Consider the following 19,073-nt stretch of genomic DNA (forward strand, 5'->3'; position numbering starts at 1 on the left):
TCCTTATCATCCAAATATGCCATTTCTAATTTCCAGAAGCTTTTTTTCTGCTTCAGGAGATATACCATCCAAGAGCTCTTTATTATATAAAGATAATAGATTAATATTATTATCATTATTGTTTGTGTGTTTCTGTGACGTTTCAGTGTCGTTTCTGTGATGCTTTTGTGATGCTTCTGTGTCGTTTGGATTCTGATACAAGTCATAATTTACAATGGTTACAACCGTCTTTTTAGTGTCGCTTTTATATGTAATCATTTCCTCGACAACACACAGATCTAAAAAACTCTTAACTTTGGTATTGGACCATCCCCATCTTTCACACAATTTCCGGATGGATGTAATAAAGCTTCCTCTTTTAACTTCATGCAACTTACCATCAAAATGTACTTTGCTATCCTTGTGATTTGCACTAAGAAGCATGTCTATCCATGCTTGACCTCTGCTGAATGGTTTTTCCTCCCAAAGCCAGCTTTTTTGAATTTGTCTATATAAACTTACCCATCCCTCCAAGAGATCACCCCATTGTCTCCTATTCCTGAAGAGGGGCATATAACTTGCCCCCCATTTTTACCCTTACTTCATCCTCATTAAGTCCCTGATCAAAATATCTCTGTTGAGCTATAAGAATAAGTTTTCGCCTTAATGCTGCTCCTTTATGGCTCTCAATCAAGGTATGACAATTAAGCCCCAGCGCAAAACCTGTTTCTACACTCTCATGCTGTTTGCGCTTCCCGTTGCCTCCAATGCAGTGGTGAAATTGAGTTGCAATCTCCTTTTTACAACCTTCACACACTGCATAAGATTCTCCGGGAGGGGTTGCTCTTTCAAATACAGCTTCTCTTATATGCTTGTCCACTAATCGACTTTACCCTTATTTAGGACAGTGTATATAAAGCCATTATTCTTTAGCAGCTCCGATAATTTAGCAATGCCTTTCCATGTTTCTTCTATTCTCAGCTCTACAAAGTAAAATGACTCATCCTTGACTGATCCTGCAGCCTGTTGTGCTGGCTCCGGTAATGATTCAGTTTCAGGCTTTGATACCTCCTGCTGTGGTTCCCCCAGCTCTGTTGGTGGGCTTTCTGCTTCTCTTATCTGCTTAGCCCGCATGTTTATTTCAGTTATAATATCCCTTGCACTCAGTCCTCTATCGATAAGTCTTTGGAAGTCTGCTATACTCAGCTGAGCTTTTATATCCTTGTTTGCATTCGCTATAGTGTCATTGATGATATCAAGCATTTCCTGCTCTTTATTCTGCTCTCCAAGAAGGATGAAGGCTCTCTGCTCCAGATCTTCTCTTACTTCACTTGCTTTAGCTATCAGGTTCATATACTTATCCAATATGGTCAGCTGCTCAGCATATTTAGGCTTAAGCTCATGCTGCTCTATTATGGCCTGTCTTAACTGTTCAGCTATCTTGCGCTTTTCCTCTCGCTTCTTGTCATCAAATACCTGGATACCATCTTTTAAAGACCTCTCAGCCTGTTCTACAATCTTTATCAGATCCTTGCACTTATCCTCAAACTCGACTATAGGCTTTGACATTTCAGCTTTTACATCTTTGCGGTACCTATCTATTTTATTTCTGAGACCGGATAATTCTCTTTGCTTTTCTTTACAGAGACTTAACTGGTCCTCGGTAACTACCAAGCTTTTATAATCGGCCACAGCCTGTGTAAGCTGTTTCTTCAAGCTGTCAAAATCGATAGTTATAACCGGTAACTGCTTATCCAATATCTCAAAATCCATATTCTCAACAACTTCCATTTATACCCCTCCTAAATTGGCAGATCATCGGCATCATCCTCAAAATGTGTACCTGAATAATCCACTTTATTTTCTTTAGGCATCTTCTCTAACTTTTTTTCCAGAGCTCTCATGGCCCTGGCAAATATGTCTAATGTCATGTCTTCCAATCGCTCAATCCTGTAGAATTTTAAAAATTCGTTCTCAGGAGAATTAGTCTTTTTAAGCATCTCCTTGATGGCCTCAACCTTTGTTTCATCCACTAAGGTTTCAAAATCCATAGGCTCATTAAAATGCTCATCTATTATCTTGAAAGCAGCCTTTATATTATCATCTTGCATATTTTCAAAAAACCAGGACACATAGTCCGGATGCTTATCATATACCTCCAGTAATGTTTTACCCTTGTGTTTACCGAAAGTTAACTTCATGCTTGAAGCCTTTTCAAATGTCAAAGGCTCTTCTGCAGATTTCTCCTCTGCCGGCTGACCTGTCATAGGCTCTATTGCATCACTCTCAGCAATCTCTAAGGCCATTGTGTAGAGATACCTTCTCATGTATGTTTGTGTAGCTCCTATATTCTGAATTTCTTGGCATCCACTTAAATTTGCAACTGAAACACTGCTGGAAAATATGTGAGTCTCTTCAGTATTATCAAGATTTATAATAGTTAGAGTGGCTATATCATCACCTGGTAAATTAGGTTTAAATATAGCTGTTAGTCCTTTTTCAAGCATTACCTCATTAGCTGCCGGCAGAAAATCTCCCAGCTCATAATATGAATATCCTGAATACTTGTTTTTACCTGACTTTTTTAAATTCTTCTTAGCAAGAGCTACCCTGCACTCTTGGAGTTTCTGATATATGTTCATCTTCTCGCTTGCTTCCTCAGGCATTATTACTCCTCCTTGAAATTTATGGCGGCCAGTGTTATACTGGCCTTGTAAATATTTATTTTGGCTGCTTTAGGCAGCTCTTTTTTTATCCTGCTGTATCAAACTCAACATATATCTCATCTGTTTCCGGATCGTAAAATATATTAGATATCATATAATCCACATCATCAAAATCTAAAACCCTCGCATTCTCATCATATTTGCTTAATTTCTCAATTATCTCTGCTACTGTCATGTTCATCCCTCCAACTATTTAATCTGACTAAGACAATCTGCACATATACCGAATCCATTCGGTAGTTGCTTAAGATTATCAAGCCTATTGCAGCAAATGCAGCCCGGCTGATATTTCCTAAGAACGATATTCCCATCTTCCTCAGTGAATATTTCTACTGGGTCATTATCTTTGATATCTAGAGTTCTCCTAAGCTCTCTGGGAATTACTACTCTTCCTAACTCATCAATTCTCCTCACAATACCCATTGATTTCATCGTTTCTCCTCCTCTTATTAGGGTGCTTTTTATTAGCACCCTTTTATGAAATTATCTTTACTGAATATCCATCCAGTTCTTGTTTTAGATAATCCTTGATATTCTTCATAGCCTCTAGCCTCCAAGCACCGCCATCAGCTTCAAACAAAGCCGCCTTTGGACCGCTCTGCATACGGAATATGAACTTGCTTTCAGGCTGTTCAACTTCAACAAAAGTTCGGAATGGTTGTAATGTCACCGGATTTGGAACCGTTATACTCTCTACCCTCGCTATTCCTACCTTAGCTGTAACCTGTTGAGATATCCCGTCATCTCCTACTTCTTGGACCTGTTCCTCTCTGATATTGCCTACAATTTTCAATACTGCCCCTAAATCACCATTAGGAACAAAGCAACTCTGCAACATTATGTTAAAGTTTTCAGTATCAATGAACTGATTTAGCCTGATATCCGGAGTCAATGCAGTACACTCGATATAACAATCTCTGTTTTCATCCTCTTTTAAAGGAGAATAAAGTCTGACCGCTCTCGGCGATACCACTTGAACCAAAAGATCATCTGTTGGGTAATATGGCTCATCTTCCTCCGGGAGTTTTGCATCTAAATCTATTCCTGACTTTATATAGTCCACTAAGCCTGCAAGAGTAGTAATGCTTAGATTAGCAGGTGTTGGTTCCTCGATATGGGTTAGCTTCTTAGTTGAATACTTCTGACCATGAAGATCCAATATCTCAGCCTTGCTAAGGTTAACAATGTACTCCAATGCTTTTTGTATCATCTTATTTCCCTCCATTTTTTATTTTCTTATGTAGGTCACTTTGGTTCCGGTCTCCTCTATGTTGCCATCATCTGCGAACTTCAACTGTCCGACTATTTCCCGATCCAACTCTGCTGCCGCTACATTGCCATCTTTGTCTTTGTCAATGATGATTGCCGTTGACACTGTATTAACTGGTACTAGGTTGGATTTAGTCTGGAACTTCACGTCTGCCATATTGCGCTTCTCATTAGGCTTAATCTCAAGAGTAATCTGTATTTTTCTTGCCTTCTTAGGATCCGTGTTAGGGTCAATAATGTTATCAAGAACCTTTTCCAGCTCGGTTTCAAACTGCTCTACCAATGCCCCTCTGGCTAAATTAGCAATAGTAAGCCTGTCCAATTTCTTCACCTCCCTTCAATCCATCCTATTTGTTCTATTTGTCTCTCTGCTCTATCCTCAATAGTATTTATTGCTGAACACATACCGATTAACAGAGCTATGATAACGATAGTAGCTACAAACTTTTCAAGGTCAACTATGCGCCATCTCCTCATGCTATAGCCCCCTTAATCTTTTCATAGAAGTATTTCTGACCTTTGCCAGTTATCTTTGTTGTAAAACTGATTTTCTCACCATGTGAGCTTGTCCCAACCTTAGTCTCTTTTACCCTGAATAACCCTTGGTCAACAAATCTCTGATAAGGTCTCCAGTCCCTGGATGATCTGTCTCTGAATATATATCCCTTTGTATGTAGCCAACCGAATAGCCTGTCCTGCCCTATCTTAATGCCTGCGTTAGCAAGGACCTTGGCAAAATCTCTAATGAGTATAGCGTCCTTACAATTACCTATTGCATTTCCAAACTCAGCAGCCGGTGCAAGCTCTTTCACTGTCTGCTCCATTGTCAGAAGCTTGTCCTTATAAGTATCAATACTTCTATTTGCAATCTGTAATGCTCTGGCCATAACCTGCTCCGGACTGTTCCATGCACGCTCTACCTGAATGAAATACTCTCTTATTGCATGAGCTTTTTCTCCTCCGGATATCATACATATATGCTTTGCTATATCCAGAGGGACTATATAATCTGTTGCTGGCCTGCCACCTATCGGGGAGGTTTCTCCCAAAATTGTGATAAACTCAAATCCTTCTCTAAGTCCAAGCTTTTCCGCTTGATATGAAAACCAATCAGTAAATCTCTTTTGTATGCCTAGCTTCTCATGCAGCTCTCTAGCTGATACTGCCTGCTCATTATTTTCATTAATTTCAATTTTTATTAACTCATTCATACAAATCTCCTTTCCACAAATCTTGTACAACCCTCCCATCAATGGTAAAATTTTGTTGAGAGGAGGTGGTTTTATGTCTAAATTAATAACATATGATCTATGTGCGCCAGGTCGTAACTATAATTCTTTAATCGAAGCTATTCAATCTTATCCAGATTGGTGCAAAGTTGCTAAATCATGTTGGATTATATCAACGGCAGACTCTTGCCAGACTGTGCGTGATAACCTATGGAAACACATGGATTCAAATGACATATTATTTGTAGCAACTCTTGCTGGTGATGCAGCTTGGTATAATTCTATATGTGGTAATGAGGCACTCAAAAGACTACTTGGCAGCTAGCTATTCTTTATGCGGGGTTGTTTACGCCAATCCCGCGCCCTTTTTCATTTTCAAATAATAAACATATCCTCTGTGGGTTGGCATCAATTAAATCATTAACCTTTCTTTTTAGCTCTTCCTTTTGCTTATCTAGGTCGTACTCCTCGTTTCCTCCATGAGTTCCATAATCTAGTGATAAAATCACCTTTTTATACAAGCCTCTCTCCTCCTCCCTATGCTTATTTACCTTATGTACTCCTACAGGTGGAACATATCCTCGCCTTTTTCTACTGTTGTGAAATTTCATTTATTTTTAGATACCTGAGACCAATATCAGTAATCCTTTTTAATATTCTCTCTACATCTTCTGGAGTGTTATCTCTATAGCAATCATCACAAATCTTTATTCTTGTATTACCCCTTTTGTACTCTTTTACAACATTACCTACTTGAACTTTTCTCTCCACGAAAATCACCCCTGTATATCCTATGAGCTGCTTAATTTGTACTATTACTAATCAGCTTTCTTATACCACTTCTTGAGTAGCTAATTCTTCATCAAAACTTTCTTTCAACGAAAGTTTTTTGTTAAAAAAAATAAGCATGAATTCACTGTTAGATAACCCTAATTCTTCTGCAATTGCAACTGCTTCTGATATTTTAAAATCAGAGCGCCCGTCAGCTTTCATAGATAAAGTATTAGAAGCCATGCCAATTTTTTTGGCTAATTTACCCCTAGTTAAATCCTTATCTATAAGTTTTTTTTCAAATTCTTTCACATTAAACATCTCGACATCACCGCCTTTCTTTCGTTCAACGAAAGTTTTTATGTATTCAGTATATCATAAACACATCAAAAAACAATAGTCAAACGAAAGTTTTTTATAATTTTTTTCATAAAATCTTGATTTAAACGAAAAAATGTTATATTGTATATATAAATTCTAATATGGAGGTTGTAGAGAGTGGTTAATTTAAACTATACAGATATAGGTAATCGTATTAAGTCTAAAAGAAAAGAATTACACTTGACTCAAAAAGAACTTGGACAAAAGGTAGGTTTATCTGAAAGTAGTGTTTCTAAATATGAATCCGGCAAGGTAGAGGAAGCAACAACAGCAAAGCTAAATGAATTTGCTTTGGCTTTAGGAGTAGATATAAGTTGGTTGCTTGGTATTTCAGAAAATACAAATGACTATTCTATCCCTGAGCAATTTGACAAACCTAATGATGCTCGTACTTATATAAAAAGACACTATCGAATATTTGCATCAGAAGGATTTGATGTTGATAAATTAGATGATGAAAAAGTACTAGAATTCGCAAATGCATTATTGGAACAAATGAAATTAGTCGCTTATAAATACAAAAAATAGAGGTGCCGACTATGGAATGGATTGACAATATTGTAATAGGAATACTTGATTATTATGGTACTAATAACCCATATGAAATATTAGACTCTATGGACATAGATGTTATAAAGGTTGATAAGGCTAACCCTATATTGCTGAATAAGAATTGTGTATACATAGTCGAGTTAAATATAATATATATCAGAGATGATCTTGCCTTAAACTATGAACTTTTCTTTTTAAGACATGAACTTGGCCATATATTGTTACATTTGGACTCTACAAATTCCTACATTGTCAATAATGGAAAGATTGAGAAACAAGCAAACTATTTTGCGCTTAAGCTCAGCAATATAACTCTGGATGAAGTTGACCTATATGGAATGACAATTGAACAGATAGCTTGTTGTATTGCATTGCCACAATCCGCATTTAAACAAGTTATAGATTTTTGAAGCTAATAATAATAGAAAAAGGACTGATATTATGCCATATTGTCTATATCTCCGTAAAAGCAGAGCTGATATAGAAGCTGAAGCTAGGGGAGAAGGAGAAACCCTGGCTAGGCATGAAAAAACCCTCCTAGAGCTTGCCAAAAGGCAAAAACTCAATATAACGAAAATATATAAAGAAGTTGTTTCCGGAGAGACAATAGCATCACGTCCTGACATGCAGCGACTACTTTTAGAAGTAGAGCAAGGAATATGGCAGGGCGTTTTAGTGATGGAAGTTGAAAGGCTTGCTAGGGGAGATACAATAGATCAGGGAATTGTTGCGCAAACTTTTAAGTACTCTAATACAAAAATAATTACCCCAAATAAAATATATGATCCAAATAATGAGTTTGACGAGGAGTATTTTGAATTTGGCCTTTTTATGTCTAGGAGGGAATACAAAACCATAAATCGCCGATTGCAGGGTGGTAGACTTGCATCTGTGAAAGAGGGCAAATATGTAGGCAATAAGCCGCCTTATGGCTATTTGAGGAAAAAGCTCGAGAAAGAAAAGGGCTATACGCTTGAGCCTCATCCAGAGCAGGCCGACATCGTAAGGATGATATTTGAATTATATACCAAAGGCGAGCTGCAGCCGGACGGCACCTATAAAAGACTAGGTGTATCTTTGATAGTCCGAAAGCTTAACGAGCTTAGAATACCTACAGTAAAAGGTAATGTATGGGTAATGTCAACGATACAAGGCATATTGCAAAATCCTGTTTACATTGGCAAGATCCGTTGGAATTGGCGACCCACAATTAAAAAGATGCAGGATGGTCAAGTAATAACTGAACGCCCAAGGGCAAACAAAGAAGATTGGATATTGGCTGAGGGCCTACATGAACCTTTGATTGATAACGAAACTTGGGAGCTCGCACAAGAATATTATGCTCAAAATAAGCCAAGTTCTAACCCGGGCAATAAAACTACCAAAAACCCACTTTCTGGTTTAATCATTTGCGGTGTATGCGGCAGGAGGATGGTTCGCCGACCTTATGGTAATAAGCATCCAGATACAATAATGTGCCCTGTAACTTCATGCAACAATATAAGCTCACAACTAAGTTATGTTGAATCAGCTTTACTAAAAGAATTAGAAGAATGGCTATATAATTATAAGTTGCAATGGGATAATAAAGAAAAAGCCCAAGATGATATACAAATAGAGGTAAAGAAGAAATCAGTTAAAAAGCTTGAAGATGAGATTATAAACCTTGAAAAGCAGTTAGATAATATCTATGACTTGCTTGAGCAAGGAATTTATAATACTGATAAATTTTTGGAAAGATCTCGAATTATAAACGATAAAATACAAAATGCTAAAGATGATTTGGAGCTTCTGATGAATAATATAGTTCAGGACGAACAAAGGGAAAATGCTAAGAAAAATATCATACCTAAAATAGAAAAAATACTTGAATTGTATAACTCGAATGATGATCCTGCATTTAAAAATCAATTGCTTAAAGAAGTATTAGATAGAGTAATATATACTAAAGCAGTAAATGGTAGATGGCATAATAAACCTGATGATTTTGAGCTGGTATTATATCCTAAACTGGCGTAAATAATTGATAAGGTTAACGCGCCAATTCTTCAGTGCCAATATCTGTAAGAACTGCCTTTGCTTCAGGTATTGGCATATTATATCTTTGACTCAAATATCTTAAGCCTGCGGATAATTCACTATCAGGCCCTCCATATTGAGCAAATAATAGCTTTGCAATTCTTAGATCACAGCTTTCAACCCAAGCCGGATACTGGAGCTTTTTTTCATATATCCACATATATTATTTTCCCCCCATCTCATAGTCGATTTGCCAGGGCCATGGTTCTTCAATCCATCTCCACTGTCTGTTTCCTGCTCTATCGGGAGTCAGAGGACCGTACTCATTTTCGTATCTTTCCTTCATGTCTTTTAATCTGCAGCTATATTGCTCAAAAATCATAAGCGGTTTTTCGTCTCTTGGGTGAGTATCCAGATACAGATTTAGATCGATCATAGAAAATTCAAGAGCCATTATTTCTTTTAAAAGATCCAGGCTTTCCTTATTTATTTTCATAAGACACACCTCCATTATTAATCTTCTTCGGATCTCTTTTTCTTTGGGTAAGGGTCGTAAAGTTCCGGAAAGATCGTTCCTTTCATCAGTGCTTTTTGAGGCTCGAATATTTTACCAAATACTTGAAATGGCACATAAGCACGAGCCAACCTAAAACCAGGACCCATAGGCGGCATAATATTTATGTCATATTTTTTCATGTTCTTCCCTCCTTAATATATCTCCATATCATAGTATTCAGAAGGAAAAGGCTTTGCTACAAAAAAACAAAATCAGCAGGCAAATGCCTGCTGATCCATGCCCCAAAATGCCGTTAGATTTAACCTTACACCTGCACTCACGCAGGTGGGTGTCTTAATTCATACTTCAATCCACCAACAAGACGAAGGCTCGATTTTCATATGGATACACAGACTCCCGTATACTAATTGTAGGTTAAGGTTAAACATCCAACCAACATCTCAGGTAAAATAGTTTCCTACTTATAGTATAAATAACCGGACTCGAAAAATCAACATTGGACCAAAGGTAAATATTATTTAGATACATTTAATATAACAGATTCACCATATTTTATACTTTTTATCATTTTAGTAAAAAACGCTGCAGGCTCTAAGCTGCAGCATTTTTTCATTGGTTTATTCTTTTAATGGCTGCCCATCTTTTGGCTTAAGGACATAATTTACCAATAAATTCATCACTATACCCACTGTAACTGCTATGAAAACATTGTTGTTCATATACATTTTGGGGAAAGAACTCATTGTGCTTACCCATTTTGCACCGGTAGTAGAAGCAAAGAAAGGAACCATTACAGCAGCACCGATAGTTGTTCCTGCTATTAAGTTATTTTCAAAGCTCTGAGTCTCTGAGAATATAACTTCCAAGCCTGAGAACATTATTAAGCTGGCACTTATTGCAAATACTCCGCCTACAACGGACCTTGGAATGCATGCCAACGCCATAGCGAGCTTCGGTGAAAGTCCATAGAGCAAGAACATTACTGCTGCTACCTGAGTTATAAATCTGCTTGCAATACCTGTAGCTGCTATGATACCGATGTTCTGAGTATAAGAGGTAACAGGCAAAGCCCCTAAGAAACCACTGGCTATGCATCCTAATCCTTCTGCTGCTATGCCCTTGTTTATATGCTTAACTCTATAAGTTTCCCCGGATACAGCACAAGTGGCTGCGTAATCTCCTAATGACTCAAACATGGAACCTATATATCCCGTAAATCCTCCAATTATTGCAATTGGTATTAGTACAAATGCATTGCTGGTTCCGTCGAATCCTTTAAATGGGAATAATCTAGGGAAAGCAAACCAGGGCGCTGCGGCTACTTTAGCCCAATCATATTGGCCTAATATAGTGGACAATACAACCCCCACTGCCACTACGGAAATAAGTATGAAGCCTTGAGACCAAACGCCTTTTCCTTTGTACTTCAATATTAAGGCAAGCAAAAATGCTATTAAGGCTAATAATAAATGCAAAGGTTTAGTTGAACTAAATATCCAAGTAATGGATATTTTGGCGGCTACAAAGCCTATAGCTGTTACAACAGAACCTGTCACCACAGGGGGAATGAAATTACGAATCTTGCCTAAAATCTTTGATGCACCAATAATCGTTTCAAGCAAACCGCCTACCAGCACTGCGCCCCACATTGCAGGAAAGCCATATATAGCGGTTACTCCGCCCATAGCTGTCAATACTGAAGATGAAGGTCCTTGTACAATAGGAAGCCTATTTCCTATGGTTGTCTGGATTATTGTGCCTATACCCATTGCAAGGAAACAAGCACTTATCATTGTCGGTATTACTGTATCCGGCAGCCCTGCCAAGGAGACAAATGCACCCGCCCAAATAAATGGGGTAAAGTCAACCAGGGTTACCTGCCAGGCATAAAATAGGGTTTCCCACCAAGTCTTAGGCCTGTCTTCTACACCATATAGAAGTTTAATCGATGATTTGACTTCTGTTTCAAAAACCGGCTGTTCTGGATTATAAGCCATAACAAAACTCCTCCTTTAAATGTTATTATATGATGTATTCTGTTACTTTTGATATATTCTTGACAATAGCAATGAATTCCTCTGTATAAAAACTATGAAAACATTGTTGATAAATGTCGAAATTTTGTGTAATATTAATATAGAATATTATGTACAGTTCATTAATAATTAATTCATACCCGTTTTATAAATATTGCAGCTACAATTAAACTTGTGAGGTGATAAAATGGATAATATAAAAGGGAATGTCATCAGAGTAAACTTGAGCCTTGGAAGCATAAATTTTTTTACAACGGAAGATTTTTACAGATTCCTTGGAGGCAGGGGTTATGGGGACTGGGTACTTTTAAATGAAGTCTCTAAAGATGCCGAGCCTCTTTCTGAAGAAAACAAAGTTATAATAGCTACAGGTTGTTTTACCGGAACTTCTTTGCCGGGCTCATCAAGGATTGCATTGGTGACAAAGAATGCACTAAGCGGAGGTATATCCTATTCCAGCGGCGGAGGGAATTGGGGTCCGGAACTAAAAAAAGCCGGCATTGATGCCATAATAATAGAGGGAAAAGCTTCAACGCCAAAATACCTTTTTATAAACAACGGAAATGTTGAGCTTAGAGATGCTTCACATCTATGGGGCATGACAACCTGGGATACGGAAGATGCCATAAAAGAAGAATTGAAAGATGATGGAATCAGAGCTATATCAATCGGTCCGGCAGGTGAAAACCTGTCAAAAGTAGCATGCGTCATGATAGATAAAGCTCATGCACTTGCCTGGGGCGGAAGCGGTGCCATATTAGGCTGCAAAATGCTCAAGGCAATAGCTGTTAAAGGCGATAAGGATTTAAAGATGCATGACAAAGCTCTCTTTAATGATTTAGTAAAAAGCTACAGCCATATTTTACTCTCATCTCCGGCTTCAGCGTCATTGAGAAAAGGCGGGACCCACGGCATGGCAGGCGTAGGCGGCTGGAGCGGCAAAGTGCCTACTTCGGTCAGGAATCTTCAGGAAGAATACTGGGATCCTGATAAAGCAAAAAAGGTTTCTGAAGAAGCCTATAAGCCATATGAGAAGAAAAGAACCCGCTGCTATAACTGCCCCCTTGCCTGCCTGCACTATTACGAAATGGAAAGAGACGGAGAAGTACTGTCCTGCGAAGGTATGCATGCAAATTCAGTGAGAGGCTTTGCCTCCAACTGGGATATTGATGATCCCTTTGAGGTGCTGAAGATTCACTCTTTATGCAACAAATACGGCATGGATGTAGACGGCGTTTCGGCATCAGTGGCCTGGGCAATTGAGTGCTTTGAAGAGGGAATAATAAACGAGGAGGATACTTTTGGCCTTAAGCTGAAATGGGGAAATTCAACGGATTTGATCACACTTGTAGAGCAAATGGCATTTAGAAAAGATTTCGGTGATTTATTATCGGAAGGTGTCAGCAATGCCTCAAGGATAATTGGGAGAGGCAGCGAAAAGTATGCTATGCAAATTAAAGGTGTAGGAATCAATGAACAAGGCGTTCATTCACATAAAGCTTGGTCTCTCGCCATAGCAACCAGTACAAGGGGCAGCGGCCATCTAAGCGGTGCTCCGCAAACCGAGAATCGTCAGATACCAGAGCAAGTTGGCAAATGGCTTTTTAATTGCGAAGAAGCTGGGATTCCAGGCTCCTATAAAGGCAAAGGCAAATTGGTTGCCTGGTATGAAATTTATAAAGCTATTATTGACTCAATAGGCATATGCTATTTTGATGCAGGTTGGTATGAGGTTGCGCTTGCTGACATCAAGCATTTTACCAGAATGTATCAAGCATTTACAGGAAAAACTATTACCGATAAGGAAATGTGGAATATTGCTGAAAAAATTTTAAATCTGGAAAGAGCATTTAATACAATTCATGCAGGATTCACGAGGAAAGATGACTATCTGCCTGAACGGATAATGGAAGAACCTCTCAATGTGGGCCCCTTTAAAGGTGAGTATATGGACAGAGAAAAATTTGATGCTATGTTGGATGAATATTATGAAGCTCAAGGTTTATGTAAGGAAACAGGCTTGCAAAAAAGGGAAACTATTGAAAGATTAGGCATGGACTATCTGATAAAGTATTTTTCATCAAATAATGTAAGCATAGAATAGCAGCTGTGTTAGCTGATAACAATTGAGGATGCCCCAGGGCATCCTCAATTGCTCCTGTGGAGCAACTCACCTTTATCAGCCAGCACAACAAATTAGAACAAAGTTATTGCAATGGAATAAAGCATCTAATTAATACCCTTTATCTATATTAACTAGATTAACATAATCGCCCTTGCCTTTAAAAGCCGCCAAATTATGTTCAATTATTTCTAATGCTCTGTCAAAATACCTATCAGATTGTCCGCAGATATGAGGAGTTATTATTAAATTATCTGCATCCCAAAGAGGGCTGGATTCGGGCAACGGCTCCTTATAGAAGACATCTGAAACTCCAATTCTTATCTTCCCGTTTTTTAAAGCTTCTGCAAAATCCTCATCATTTACAGTGCTTCCTCTGCCCATATTTATGAAGCAAGCTCCTTCCTTCATAAGATCAAAATATTTTTTATCTATAATTTTATTGGTATTTTTGGTGCCGGGTAAAAGATTAATTATATAATCGCTCTGCTTAAACACTTCTTCCATAGCTTCCTGAGAATAAACCTTCTCCACATACGGAACAACAGCCTGATCCCCTTTTGCGCCGATAACATGCATGCCTAAAAAACTTGCTTTTTTGGCGATTTCACTTCCTATGCTTCCCAAGCCCAATATGCCCAAAGTGGCGCCGTTTATTTCTCCCTGATGAACTTTTGAATCCCACACCCTGTTCCTCTGATTCTCATACATTAAATAAAAATTCCTAGTCAGCATAATCAGAACCCCTATGGCATACTCTGCCATAGGAATCTTATGTATGCCTCTCCCATTGGTCAGTATTATTCCCCGTTCTTTTACCGCATCCAGCGGAAAGCTATCTACTCCGGCACTCAAGGCTTGAATCCATTTCAAGCGTTCTGCCCTTTTCAGCATTTCTTCAGTAAATTTAAATGATATGAATACTTCTGCAGATTCAATCTTTCTTTCCATTTCTTCTTTGTCTGTACAAGAATAAAAACTATAATCCGAAAATTTTTCTTTCAAATACTTCAAATGATGTTCAGCTATATTATGATAAATCAATACATTTGCCATTTTCATCCTCCTTATACTCGCTTTAACAATATTTTTTTATAGCATAGCTATAGGGGGGAGTTAATATACCTTTCTCTGTTACGATTGCAGTTATAAGATGACAGGGCGTTACATCAAAAGCAGGATTATAAACCTTTACGCCTTCAGGTGCAGTTCTCCTCCCAAAGCCGCAGCATATCTCATCCTCGTGTCTCTCCTCTATTACTATACCTTCGCCATCAGAAGTATCAATGTCTATAGTTGAGCTTGGAGCGGCTATATAAAACGGTATGCCATGAGCCTTAGCCAATACTGCCAGTCCATATGTACCGATTTTATTGGCAGCGTCGCCATTGGCAGCAACCCTGTCGCAGCCTGTTATAACGGCATCAATCCAGCCTTTGCTCATAACATGGGCAGCCATGTTATCGCATATAAGGGTTACATCTATGCCATATTGCATAAGCTCCCAGGCAGTGAGCCTGGCTCCTTGAAGCAGAGGTCTCGTTTCATCGGCAAAAACTTTTATGTTCCAGCCCTTATCCTTAGCCAGAAAAATGGGCGCCAGAGCTGTGCCATATTTAGCTGTAGCCAGACCTCCCGCATTGCAATGTGTCAAAACAGTCATTCCATCCTTGAGCAAGGTCAAAAGATTTTCACCTATTGCTTTGCACATTTGCTCATCTTCCTGCCTTATATTATGAGCTTCCTTAAGCAAATCCTCTTTTATTTCTCCTATGGTTTTTTCTCTGCTGCTCAAGGCTCTTTTCTCCATACGTTTCAATGCCCAAAACAGATTTACTGCAGTAGGTCTGGAAGATGCTAAATAATCCGCATTATTTCTAAGCTCCTCATAAAACTCTTCAAAGCTCTGTGCCTTTAAATCTCTGACAGATATATAAAGACCATAAGCAGCTGCTATCCCAATGGCAGGAGCACCTCTTACCTTTAGCTTAAAGATTGCCTCCCAGACATCCTCTGCAGTTTCCAATAAAATATATTCCGTCTCCATAGGAAGCTTAGTCTGATCCAGTATCAAAAGATTACCGTCTTCCCATTTTAAGGATAGCATGCGCTCCTCTGTTTTATCCATATTATCCCTCCTCAAGCTGTTTATTCGGATATTAACACCGCTTATACAATTAGCGGCGTTTAGCTATCGGGCAAATCAAAAAAAGACAGCTGCTCATAGCTTGCATCACTAAAGTTGGATAGTGAAAGACCTATAAGCCTTATACTTCCATTTATATTGTAATCATCTAAAATATCAAAGGCCGTATCTTTGATTTCTCCATAAGTATTTATATACTTCTTTAGTGTTTTACTTCTTGTATGAGTTTTAAAATTATCAGTCTTGAATTTTACAGTGACGGTTTTGGCAAATAAAGCTTCTTCATCCAAAGCCCCTGCCAATTCTTGTGCAAAATCCAACAAAACAGCCTTCAAAAAAGATTTATCGGTCGTATCATTATCGAAGGTCGTTTCCCTCCCTACAGACTTTGTTTCTCTTTCCAAACATATAGGCCTGTTGTCATAACCTCTGATTTTATTATAGATCTCTACCCCATACTTTCCGAAATAGTAGACCATCTCATCCTCTGTAAGATTAAGAAGCTGGCCTATTGTATATATGCCTATCTCATTCAGCTTTTCAATAGACTTTTCACCTATGCCGTGCACTTTTTTTATAGGGAGAGGCTTCAAAATCTCTGGCACCATATCCTCTGTTATGACCTTTAGACCATTGGGTTTATTCCATTCTGATGCTGTTTTTGCCAGAAATTTATTATAGGATATTCCGGCCGATAGCGTAAGACCTAATGACTCTCTGACCCTTTTCTTGATCATATTAACTATCTCTACAGGATTATCCTTCAGGGTGCTTACATCAAGATATGCCTCATCAATTGATACGGGTTCAACCAGATCAGTCACTGAATGCAAAATATTAAATACCTTATGGGATATTTCCTCATAACGCTTATGTCTCACAGCAAGATAAATGCCGCCGGGACATAATTGCTTTGCAATAAAAATCGGCATTGCAGAGCGAACCCCATATATGCGTGCCTCATAAGAGCAAGTGCTCACAACTCCCCTTGGGCTATTCCCACCGACAATAACCGGTTTGCCCTTCAGTTTTGGATTATCCATTTGCTCCACAGAAGCAAAAAAAGCATCCATATCGACGTGGATTATCACTCTTTGACTCAATTTTATGCACCTGCACAAATATTATTATCATTGCTTTTAGTATACTAAAACTTTCTATTTCATACAACCTGAAAAGCATTTGCATAATAAAGTTGGGACAAGGCTTAAGCCTTGTCCCAACTTTATTATTTATAAAAAACGTGATTGCCTATTCTTGTCACATAGGTTTTATTCTTTACTATCCAACTTCCGGCAGACTTGGCCGGGTTGAAGAAATATGTGCAGCTTCCCACAGGTTTCGATCCGCTTAACGCTTCCTTTGCTGCGGCAATACTGTCAGCATCCGGAGTATTGTATATTGTTCCTTCTGCCACAGGACTGAATTGAGGTATGCCCTGATAATATTCGAATATTACACCTTTTACGGTATTGGGAAATTCGTTTGAATTCACCCTGTTCATTATGACATTGCCAACGGCAACTTTACCCTTATAGGACTCAGCACCTGCTTCTGCGTTTATTATGCGAGACAACCAGTAAATATCCGCAGACATTTCCTGTGTACTGCTTGTCCCTCTTGAAGGCGTTGCAGCAGCTATAGCGTTACCATTGGAGTAAGATAATTTTGTTTGAGTTATTGGTCCGGCAATACCGTCAGGTGTTAAAGCATTTGCCTTTTGAAAGCCTATAACTGCGTTATAGGTTTTGGAACCAAATATTCCATCAGCGCTGCCTGCAGAAAATCCCTTATTATTTAAGCTTGCCTGCAAGTTTGCAACCGAGGCCCCCCGGCTTCCAATTTGCAATGTAGAATTTATCTCAGCCATGCCGAGTTTCAGTAAAGTCCAGTAACCAGTGATTCCGTCTGCTGCAAGCCCATTTTTGCTTTGAAAATACATTACGGCGCTTTTAGTATTGCTTCCGTAAACGCCATCAGGAGCGGCACCTGTATATCCCCAATTCTTCAGCTTGGTTTGAATAGTATAAACTTCGCTTCCTCTGGAGCCTGGTTTTATCAGTGAATCTGCATTTACACCCATTGAAAGCATAGATATGCATCCAGCCATGATTGCACAGGCTGAAATTTTTTTCAATATTCTTTTCATAAGTATTACTCTCCTTCTATATTCGCTTCCGAAGTTAGCTGACGGGTTCGGGAAAGAAGGCTCCCTACCAAGATATTTCTCGGACTAACCCCTCTATTTGGTTCCTCCGTACCCGGCATCACCGGGATTCAGCTTAGTGTAGTTTACATAATATTTATTATAGACTGTATGTCCAACTTTGTCAAAATTTCTGTCCATTCAACACTGTTTGAGTAATACCAAGCTTTGAAACAGTTTTTAAAAATATATATCCATATATTTCATCTTTCCTATATATGTAGGTTTTGCTGCATTATGTTAATTTAAATAAAAAAATGATGCTTACCGCATCATTTTTGCTCCCTTTATTACATTTTTTAATAAAACCGCTGTTGTGACAGATCCAACACCGCCCGGAACAGGAGTAACATAAGAAGCTTTATCTAGGACAGCTTCAAAATCTACATCTCCGCACAGCTTGCCATTCTCATCAACATTTATGCCTACATCGATTACTGTGGCGCCCTCCTTTATATATTCCGCTCCAATGAACCTTGCCTTGCCTATTGCAGCAACGACAACATCAGCACTTGCTGCAGCCTCCTTCAAATTTTCTGTTTTGGAGTGGCAAATCATAACAGTTGCATCTTCCTTCAAAAGCATCATTGCCAATGGCTTTCCTACAACCATACTTCTGCCCAATACGGCAACTCTTTTACCTTTAATATCAATATTGAAATGCTTTATTATCTCCATCACAGCAGCCGGTGTACAGGGCGAATAGCCTTCCAGATTTCCCTCGAAAACCTTGGCTAAATTAAGAGGATTCATGGAATCCACATCTTTGTCAGGGCTTATTATATGCTTTATTATGCTTTCGTTCAGATGTTTGGGCAATGGCCTGAATATCAGAATACCATGAATGGATGTGTCCGCATTCAGCTCTTTAATAAGCCTTATAAAGCTGTCCATATCAATATCTCCGGGACATTCATGCACCTTGCCTGTTATTTCCACCTTCTCGCAATTTTTTAAGATGCCTTTTTCATAGGCGATGTCATCTTCTCTTTTCCCTACCCTGACAATCGCTAAAGTAGGGTTTATTCCTTTATCCTTAAGATCCAGACTGTCTTTTTTTATACTTTCCAAAAAGATTTTTGCTGCTTCTCTGCAATCCAGTACCTGTCCCATATATACG

At 38.6% G+C, this 19,073-nt stretch carries 26 protein-coding genes, 1 other RNA gene, 1 pseudogene and 1 riboswitch; of the genes and pseudogenes, 5 read left to right on the forward strand and 23 right to left on the reverse strand.

Translation table 11 applies throughout. From position 1 onward, the window contains the following. Window positions 1-6: 6 nt before the first annotated feature. From AC4HCY_RS14545 to AC4HCY_RS14590, 10 genes are all read right to left on the reverse strand, one after another. On the reverse strand, window positions 7-513 hold the full coding sequence (locus tag AC4HCY_RS14545; protein WP_491094484.1) for a hypothetical protein: 507 nt from the start codon (window positions 511-513) through the stop codon (window positions 7-9). 19 nt (window positions 514-532) lie between these two features. After that, window positions 533-859 (reverse strand): hypothetical protein, encoded by a 327-nt coding sequence (locus AC4HCY_RS14550; RefSeq protein WP_491094485.1) that lies wholly within the window; start codon window positions 857-859, stop codon window positions 533-535. Then, on the reverse strand, window positions 859-1,770 hold the full coding sequence (locus AC4HCY_RS14555; protein WP_491094486.1) for a DUF1351 domain-containing protein: 912 nt from the start codon (window positions 1,768-1,770) through the stop codon (window positions 859-861). Before AC4HCY_RS14555 ends, AC4HCY_RS14550 begins: the two co-directional genes overlap by 1 nt. 11 nt (window positions 1,771-1,781) lie before the next feature. Further along, entirely contained in the window at window positions 1,782-2,645 is an 864-nt protein-coding gene (locus tag AC4HCY_RS14560; protein WP_491094487.1) for an ERF family protein, read from the reverse strand. Window positions 2,646-2,730: 85 nt separating this feature from the next. Next, window positions 2,731-2,880 (reverse strand): hypothetical protein, encoded by a 150-nt coding sequence (locus AC4HCY_RS14565; protein WP_491094488.1) that lies wholly within the window; start codon window positions 2,878-2,880, stop codon window positions 2,731-2,733. 14 nt (window positions 2,881-2,894) lie between these two features. After that, the gene (locus AC4HCY_RS14570; protein WP_491094489.1) at window positions 2,895-3,137 is read right to left on the reverse strand and encodes an AbrB/MazE/SpoVT family DNA-binding domain-containing protein; all 243 of its coding nucleotides are present in this window, start codon (window positions 3,135-3,137) and stop codon (window positions 2,895-2,897) included. Window positions 3,138-3,180: 43 nt separating this feature from the next. After that, window positions 3,181-3,915 carry a hypothetical protein gene (locus AC4HCY_RS14575; protein WP_491094490.1) on the reverse strand — a complete coding sequence of 245 codons (735 nt, stop codon included), beginning with the start codon at window positions 3,913-3,915 and terminating at the stop codon, window positions 3,181-3,183. Window positions 3,916-3,933: 18 nt separating this feature from the next. Continuing rightward, entirely contained in the window at window positions 3,934-4,296 is a 363-nt protein-coding gene (locus AC4HCY_RS14580) for a YfdP family phage-associated protein (RefSeq protein ID WP_491094491.1), read from the reverse strand. Window positions 4,297-4,301: 5 nt separating this feature from the next. Beyond that, window positions 4,302-4,451: a hypothetical protein gene (locus tag AC4HCY_RS14585; protein ID WP_491094492.1), complete on the reverse strand. Its 150-nt coding sequence runs from the start codon at window positions 4,449-4,451 to the stop codon at window positions 4,302-4,304. Further along, the gene (locus tag AC4HCY_RS14590; RefSeq protein ID WP_491094493.1) at window positions 4,448-5,185 is read right to left on the reverse strand and encodes a phage antirepressor KilAC domain-containing protein; all 738 of its coding nucleotides are present in this window, start codon (window positions 5,183-5,185) and stop codon (window positions 4,448-4,450) included. Before AC4HCY_RS14590 ends, AC4HCY_RS14585 begins: the two co-directional genes overlap by 4 nt. Before the next feature lie 73 nt (window positions 5,186-5,258). Here AC4HCY_RS14590 and AC4HCY_RS14595 point away from each other — a divergent pair, with 73 nt between their 5' ends. After that, entirely contained in the window at window positions 5,259-5,528 is a 270-nt protein-coding gene (locus tag AC4HCY_RS14595; RefSeq protein ID WP_491094494.1) for a hypothetical protein, read from the forward strand. Window positions 5,529-5,535: 7 nt separating this feature from the next. On the opposite strand, the gene AC4HCY_RS14600 is transcribed toward AC4HCY_RS14595, so the two are convergent. The 3 genes from AC4HCY_RS14600 to AC4HCY_RS14610 form a co-directional block, all read right to left on the reverse strand. Further along, window positions 5,536-5,724 carry a hypothetical protein gene (locus tag AC4HCY_RS14600; RefSeq protein WP_491094495.1) on the reverse strand — a complete coding sequence of 63 codons (189 nt, stop codon included), beginning with the start codon at window positions 5,722-5,724 and terminating at the stop codon, window positions 5,536-5,538. Window positions 5,725-5,794: 70 nt separating this feature from the next. Next, window positions 5,795-5,974: a hypothetical protein gene (locus AC4HCY_RS14605; RefSeq protein ID WP_491094496.1), complete on the reverse strand. Its 180-nt coding sequence runs from the start codon at window positions 5,972-5,974 to the stop codon at window positions 5,795-5,797. 60 nt (window positions 5,975-6,034) lie between these two features. Continuing rightward, window positions 6,035-6,295 carry a helix-turn-helix domain-containing protein gene (locus tag AC4HCY_RS14610; protein WP_491094497.1) on the reverse strand — a complete coding sequence of 87 codons (261 nt, stop codon included), beginning with the start codon at window positions 6,293-6,295 and terminating at the stop codon, window positions 6,035-6,037. A gap of 177 nt (window positions 6,296-6,472) precedes the next feature. Between AC4HCY_RS14610 and AC4HCY_RS14615 the strand changes: the two genes are divergently transcribed. Genes AC4HCY_RS14615 through AC4HCY_RS14625 form a run of 3 tightly spaced genes read left to right on the forward strand, consistent with a single transcriptional unit; the run spans window position 6,473 to window position 8,926 of the window. Next, entirely contained in the window at window positions 6,473-6,883 is a 411-nt protein-coding gene (locus AC4HCY_RS14615) for a helix-turn-helix domain-containing protein (protein ID WP_491094498.1), read from the forward strand. An 11-nt stretch (window positions 6,884-6,894) separates the two neighbouring features. Beyond that, a complete protein-coding gene (locus AC4HCY_RS14620; protein WP_491094499.1) occupies window positions 6,895-7,317 on the forward strand; it encodes an ImmA/IrrE family metallo-endopeptidase in 423 nt (140 codons plus the stop codon). A 31-nt stretch (window positions 7,318-7,348) separates the two neighbouring features. Further along, window positions 7,349-8,926: a recombinase family protein gene (locus AC4HCY_RS14625; protein ID WP_491094500.1), complete on the forward strand. Its 1,578-nt coding sequence runs from the start codon at window positions 7,349-7,351 to the stop codon at window positions 8,924-8,926. Window positions 8,927-8,945: 19 nt separating this feature from the next. Here AC4HCY_RS14625 and AC4HCY_RS14630 read toward each other — a convergent pair. The 5 genes and pseudogenes from AC4HCY_RS14630 to AC4HCY_RS14650 form a co-directional block, all read right to left on the reverse strand. Next, window positions 8,946-9,146: pseudogene (locus AC4HCY_RS14630) on the reverse strand (manganese catalase family protein); the annotation flags it as partial. A 3-nt stretch (window positions 9,147-9,149) separates the two neighbouring features. Further along, window positions 9,150-9,422: a spore coat protein CotJB gene (locus AC4HCY_RS14635; RefSeq protein WP_323430830.1), complete on the reverse strand. Its 273-nt coding sequence runs from the start codon at window positions 9,420-9,422 to the stop codon at window positions 9,150-9,152. A gap of 17 nt (window positions 9,423-9,439) precedes the next feature. Beyond that, on the reverse strand, window positions 9,440-9,622 hold the full coding sequence (locus AC4HCY_RS14640; protein WP_255225694.1) for a spore coat associated protein CotJA: 183 nt from the start codon (window positions 9,620-9,622) through the stop codon (window positions 9,440-9,442). Window positions 9,623-9,717: 95 nt separating this feature from the next. Continuing rightward, a non-coding RNA gene (gene ssrS / locus AC4HCY_RS14645) (6S RNA) lies at window positions 9,718-9,893 on the reverse strand. Window positions 9,894-10,060: 167 nt separating this feature from the next. After that, complete coding sequence (locus AC4HCY_RS14650) at window positions 10,061-11,440, reverse strand: uracil-xanthine permease family protein (RefSeq protein WP_323430829.1); 1,380 nt, start codon at window positions 11,438-11,440, stop codon at window positions 10,061-10,063. 226 nt (window positions 11,441-11,666) lie between these two features. Between AC4HCY_RS14650 and AC4HCY_RS14655 the strand changes: the two genes are divergently transcribed. Next, on the forward strand, window positions 11,667-13,583 hold the full coding sequence (locus AC4HCY_RS14655; RefSeq protein ID WP_323430828.1) for an aldehyde ferredoxin oxidoreductase family protein: 1,917 nt from the start codon (window positions 11,667-11,669) through the stop codon (window positions 13,581-13,583). Window positions 13,584-13,712: 129 nt separating this feature from the next. On the opposite strand, the gene AC4HCY_RS14660 is transcribed toward AC4HCY_RS14655, so the two are convergent. From AC4HCY_RS14660 to AC4HCY_RS14680, 5 genes are all read right to left on the reverse strand, one after another. Next, the gene (locus AC4HCY_RS14660) at window positions 13,713-14,657 is read right to left on the reverse strand and encodes a D-2-hydroxyacid dehydrogenase (protein WP_323430827.1); all 945 of its coding nucleotides are present in this window, start codon (window positions 14,655-14,657) and stop codon (window positions 13,713-13,715) included. A 22-nt stretch (window positions 14,658-14,679) separates the two neighbouring features. Next, on the reverse strand, window positions 14,680-15,729 hold the full coding sequence (gene mtnA, locus AC4HCY_RS14665; protein ID WP_323430826.1) for an S-methyl-5-thioribose-1-phosphate isomerase: 1,050 nt from the start codon (window positions 15,727-15,729) through the stop codon (window positions 14,680-14,682). Between the two features lie 59 nt (window positions 15,730-15,788). Continuing rightward, window positions 15,789-16,820: a DNA polymerase IV gene (locus AC4HCY_RS14670; RefSeq protein ID WP_491096130.1), complete on the reverse strand. Its 1,032-nt coding sequence runs from the start codon at window positions 16,818-16,820 to the stop codon at window positions 15,789-15,791. A gap of 155 nt (window positions 16,821-16,975) precedes the next feature. Beyond that, a complete protein-coding gene (locus AC4HCY_RS14675) occupies window positions 16,976-17,896 on the reverse strand; it encodes a peptidoglycan-binding protein (RefSeq protein ID WP_323430824.1) in 921 nt (306 codons plus the stop codon). Window positions 17,897-17,904: 8 nt separating this feature from the next. Next, window positions 17,905-18,040: riboswitch (cyclic di-AMP (ydaO/yuaA leader) on the reverse strand. Between the two features lie 177 nt (window positions 18,041-18,217). Then, window positions 18,218-19,066 carry a bifunctional 5,10-methylenetetrahydrofolate dehydrogenase/5,10-methenyltetrahydrofolate cyclohydrolase gene (locus AC4HCY_RS14680; protein WP_491094502.1) on the reverse strand — a complete coding sequence of 283 codons (849 nt, stop codon included), beginning with the start codon at window positions 19,064-19,066 and terminating at the stop codon, window positions 18,218-18,220. Between the last annotated feature and the right edge of the window lie 7 nt (window positions 19,067-19,073).

It is taken from the genome of Lutispora sp. QWL-02 (genome assembly GCF_058315355.1).

What these genes read in the sequence shown, in the direction of transcription:
- AC4HCY_RS14555 (WP_491094486.1), bottom strand. Translation starts at nt 1,770, where the DNA reads ATGGAAGTTGTTGAGAATATGGATTTTGAGATATTGGATAAGCAGTTA.
- AC4HCY_RS14560 (WP_491094487.1), bottom strand. Translation starts at nt 2,645, where the DNA reads ATGCCTGAGGAAGCAAGCGAGAAGATGAACATATATCAGAAACTCCAA.
- AC4HCY_RS14565 (WP_491094488.1), bottom strand. Translation starts at nt 2,880, where the DNA reads ATGACAGTAGCAGAGATAATTGAGAAATTAAGCAAATATGATGAGAAT.
- AC4HCY_RS14570 (WP_491094489.1), bottom strand. Translation starts at nt 3,137, where the DNA reads ATGAAATCAATGGGTATTGTGAGGAGAATTGATGAGTTAGGAAGAGTA.
- AC4HCY_RS14575 (WP_491094490.1), bottom strand. Translation starts at nt 3,915, where the DNA reads ATGATACAAAAAGCATTGGAGTACATTGTTAACCTTAGCAAGGCTGAG.
- AC4HCY_RS14585 (WP_491094492.1), bottom strand. Translation starts at nt 4,451, where the DNA reads ATGAGGAGATGGCGCATAGTTGACCTTGAAAAGTTTGTAGCTACTATC.
- AC4HCY_RS14590 (WP_491094493.1), bottom strand. Translation starts at nt 5,185, where the DNA reads ATGAATGAGTTAATAAAAATTGAAATTAATGAAAATAATGAGCAGGCA.
- AC4HCY_RS14595 (WP_491094494.1), top strand. Translation starts at nt 5,259, where the DNA reads ATGTCTAAATTAATAACATATGATCTATGTGCGCCAGGTCGTAACTAT.
- AC4HCY_RS14610 (WP_491094497.1), bottom strand. Translation starts at nt 6,295, where the DNA reads ATGTTTAATGTGAAAGAATTTGAAAAAAAACTTATAGATAAGGATTTA.
- AC4HCY_RS14620 (WP_491094499.1), top strand. Translation starts at nt 6,895, where the DNA reads ATGGAATGGATTGACAATATTGTAATAGGAATACTTGATTATTATGGT.
- AC4HCY_RS14625 (WP_491094500.1), top strand. Translation starts at nt 7,349, where the DNA reads ATGCCATATTGTCTATATCTCCGTAAAAGCAGAGCTGATATAGAAGCT.
- AC4HCY_RS14635 (WP_323430830.1), bottom strand. Translation starts at nt 9,422, where the DNA reads ATGAAAATAAATAAGGAAAGCCTGGATCTTTTAAAAGAAATAATGGCT.
- AC4HCY_RS14640 (WP_255225694.1), bottom strand. Translation starts at nt 9,622, where the DNA reads ATGAAAAAATATGACATAAATATTATGCCGCCTATGGGTCCTGGTTTT.
- AC4HCY_RS14650 (WP_323430829.1), bottom strand. Translation starts at nt 11,440, where the DNA reads ATGGCTTATAATCCAGAACAGCCGGTTTTTGAAACAGAAGTCAAATCA.
- AC4HCY_RS14655 (WP_323430828.1), top strand. Translation starts at nt 11,667, where the DNA reads ATGGATAATATAAAAGGGAATGTCATCAGAGTAAACTTGAGCCTTGGA.
- AC4HCY_RS14660 (WP_323430827.1), bottom strand. Translation starts at nt 14,657, where the DNA reads ATGGCAAATGTATTGATTTATCATAATATAGCTGAACATCATTTGAAG.
- mtnA (WP_323430826.1), bottom strand. Translation starts at nt 15,729, where the DNA reads ATGGATAAAACAGAGGAGCGCATGCTATCCTTAAAATGGGAAGACGGT.
- AC4HCY_RS14670 (WP_491096130.1), bottom strand. Translation starts at nt 16,820, where the DNA reads ATGGATGCTTTTTTTGCTTCTGTGGAGCAAATGGATAATCCAAAACTG.
- AC4HCY_RS14675 (WP_323430824.1), bottom strand. Translation starts at nt 17,896, where the DNA reads ATGAAAAGAATATTGAAAAAAATTTCAGCCTGTGCAATCATGGCTGGA.
- AC4HCY_RS14680 (WP_491094502.1), bottom strand. Translation starts at nt 19,066, where the DNA reads ATGGGACAGGTACTGGATTGCAGAGAAGCAGCAAAAATCTTTTTGGAA.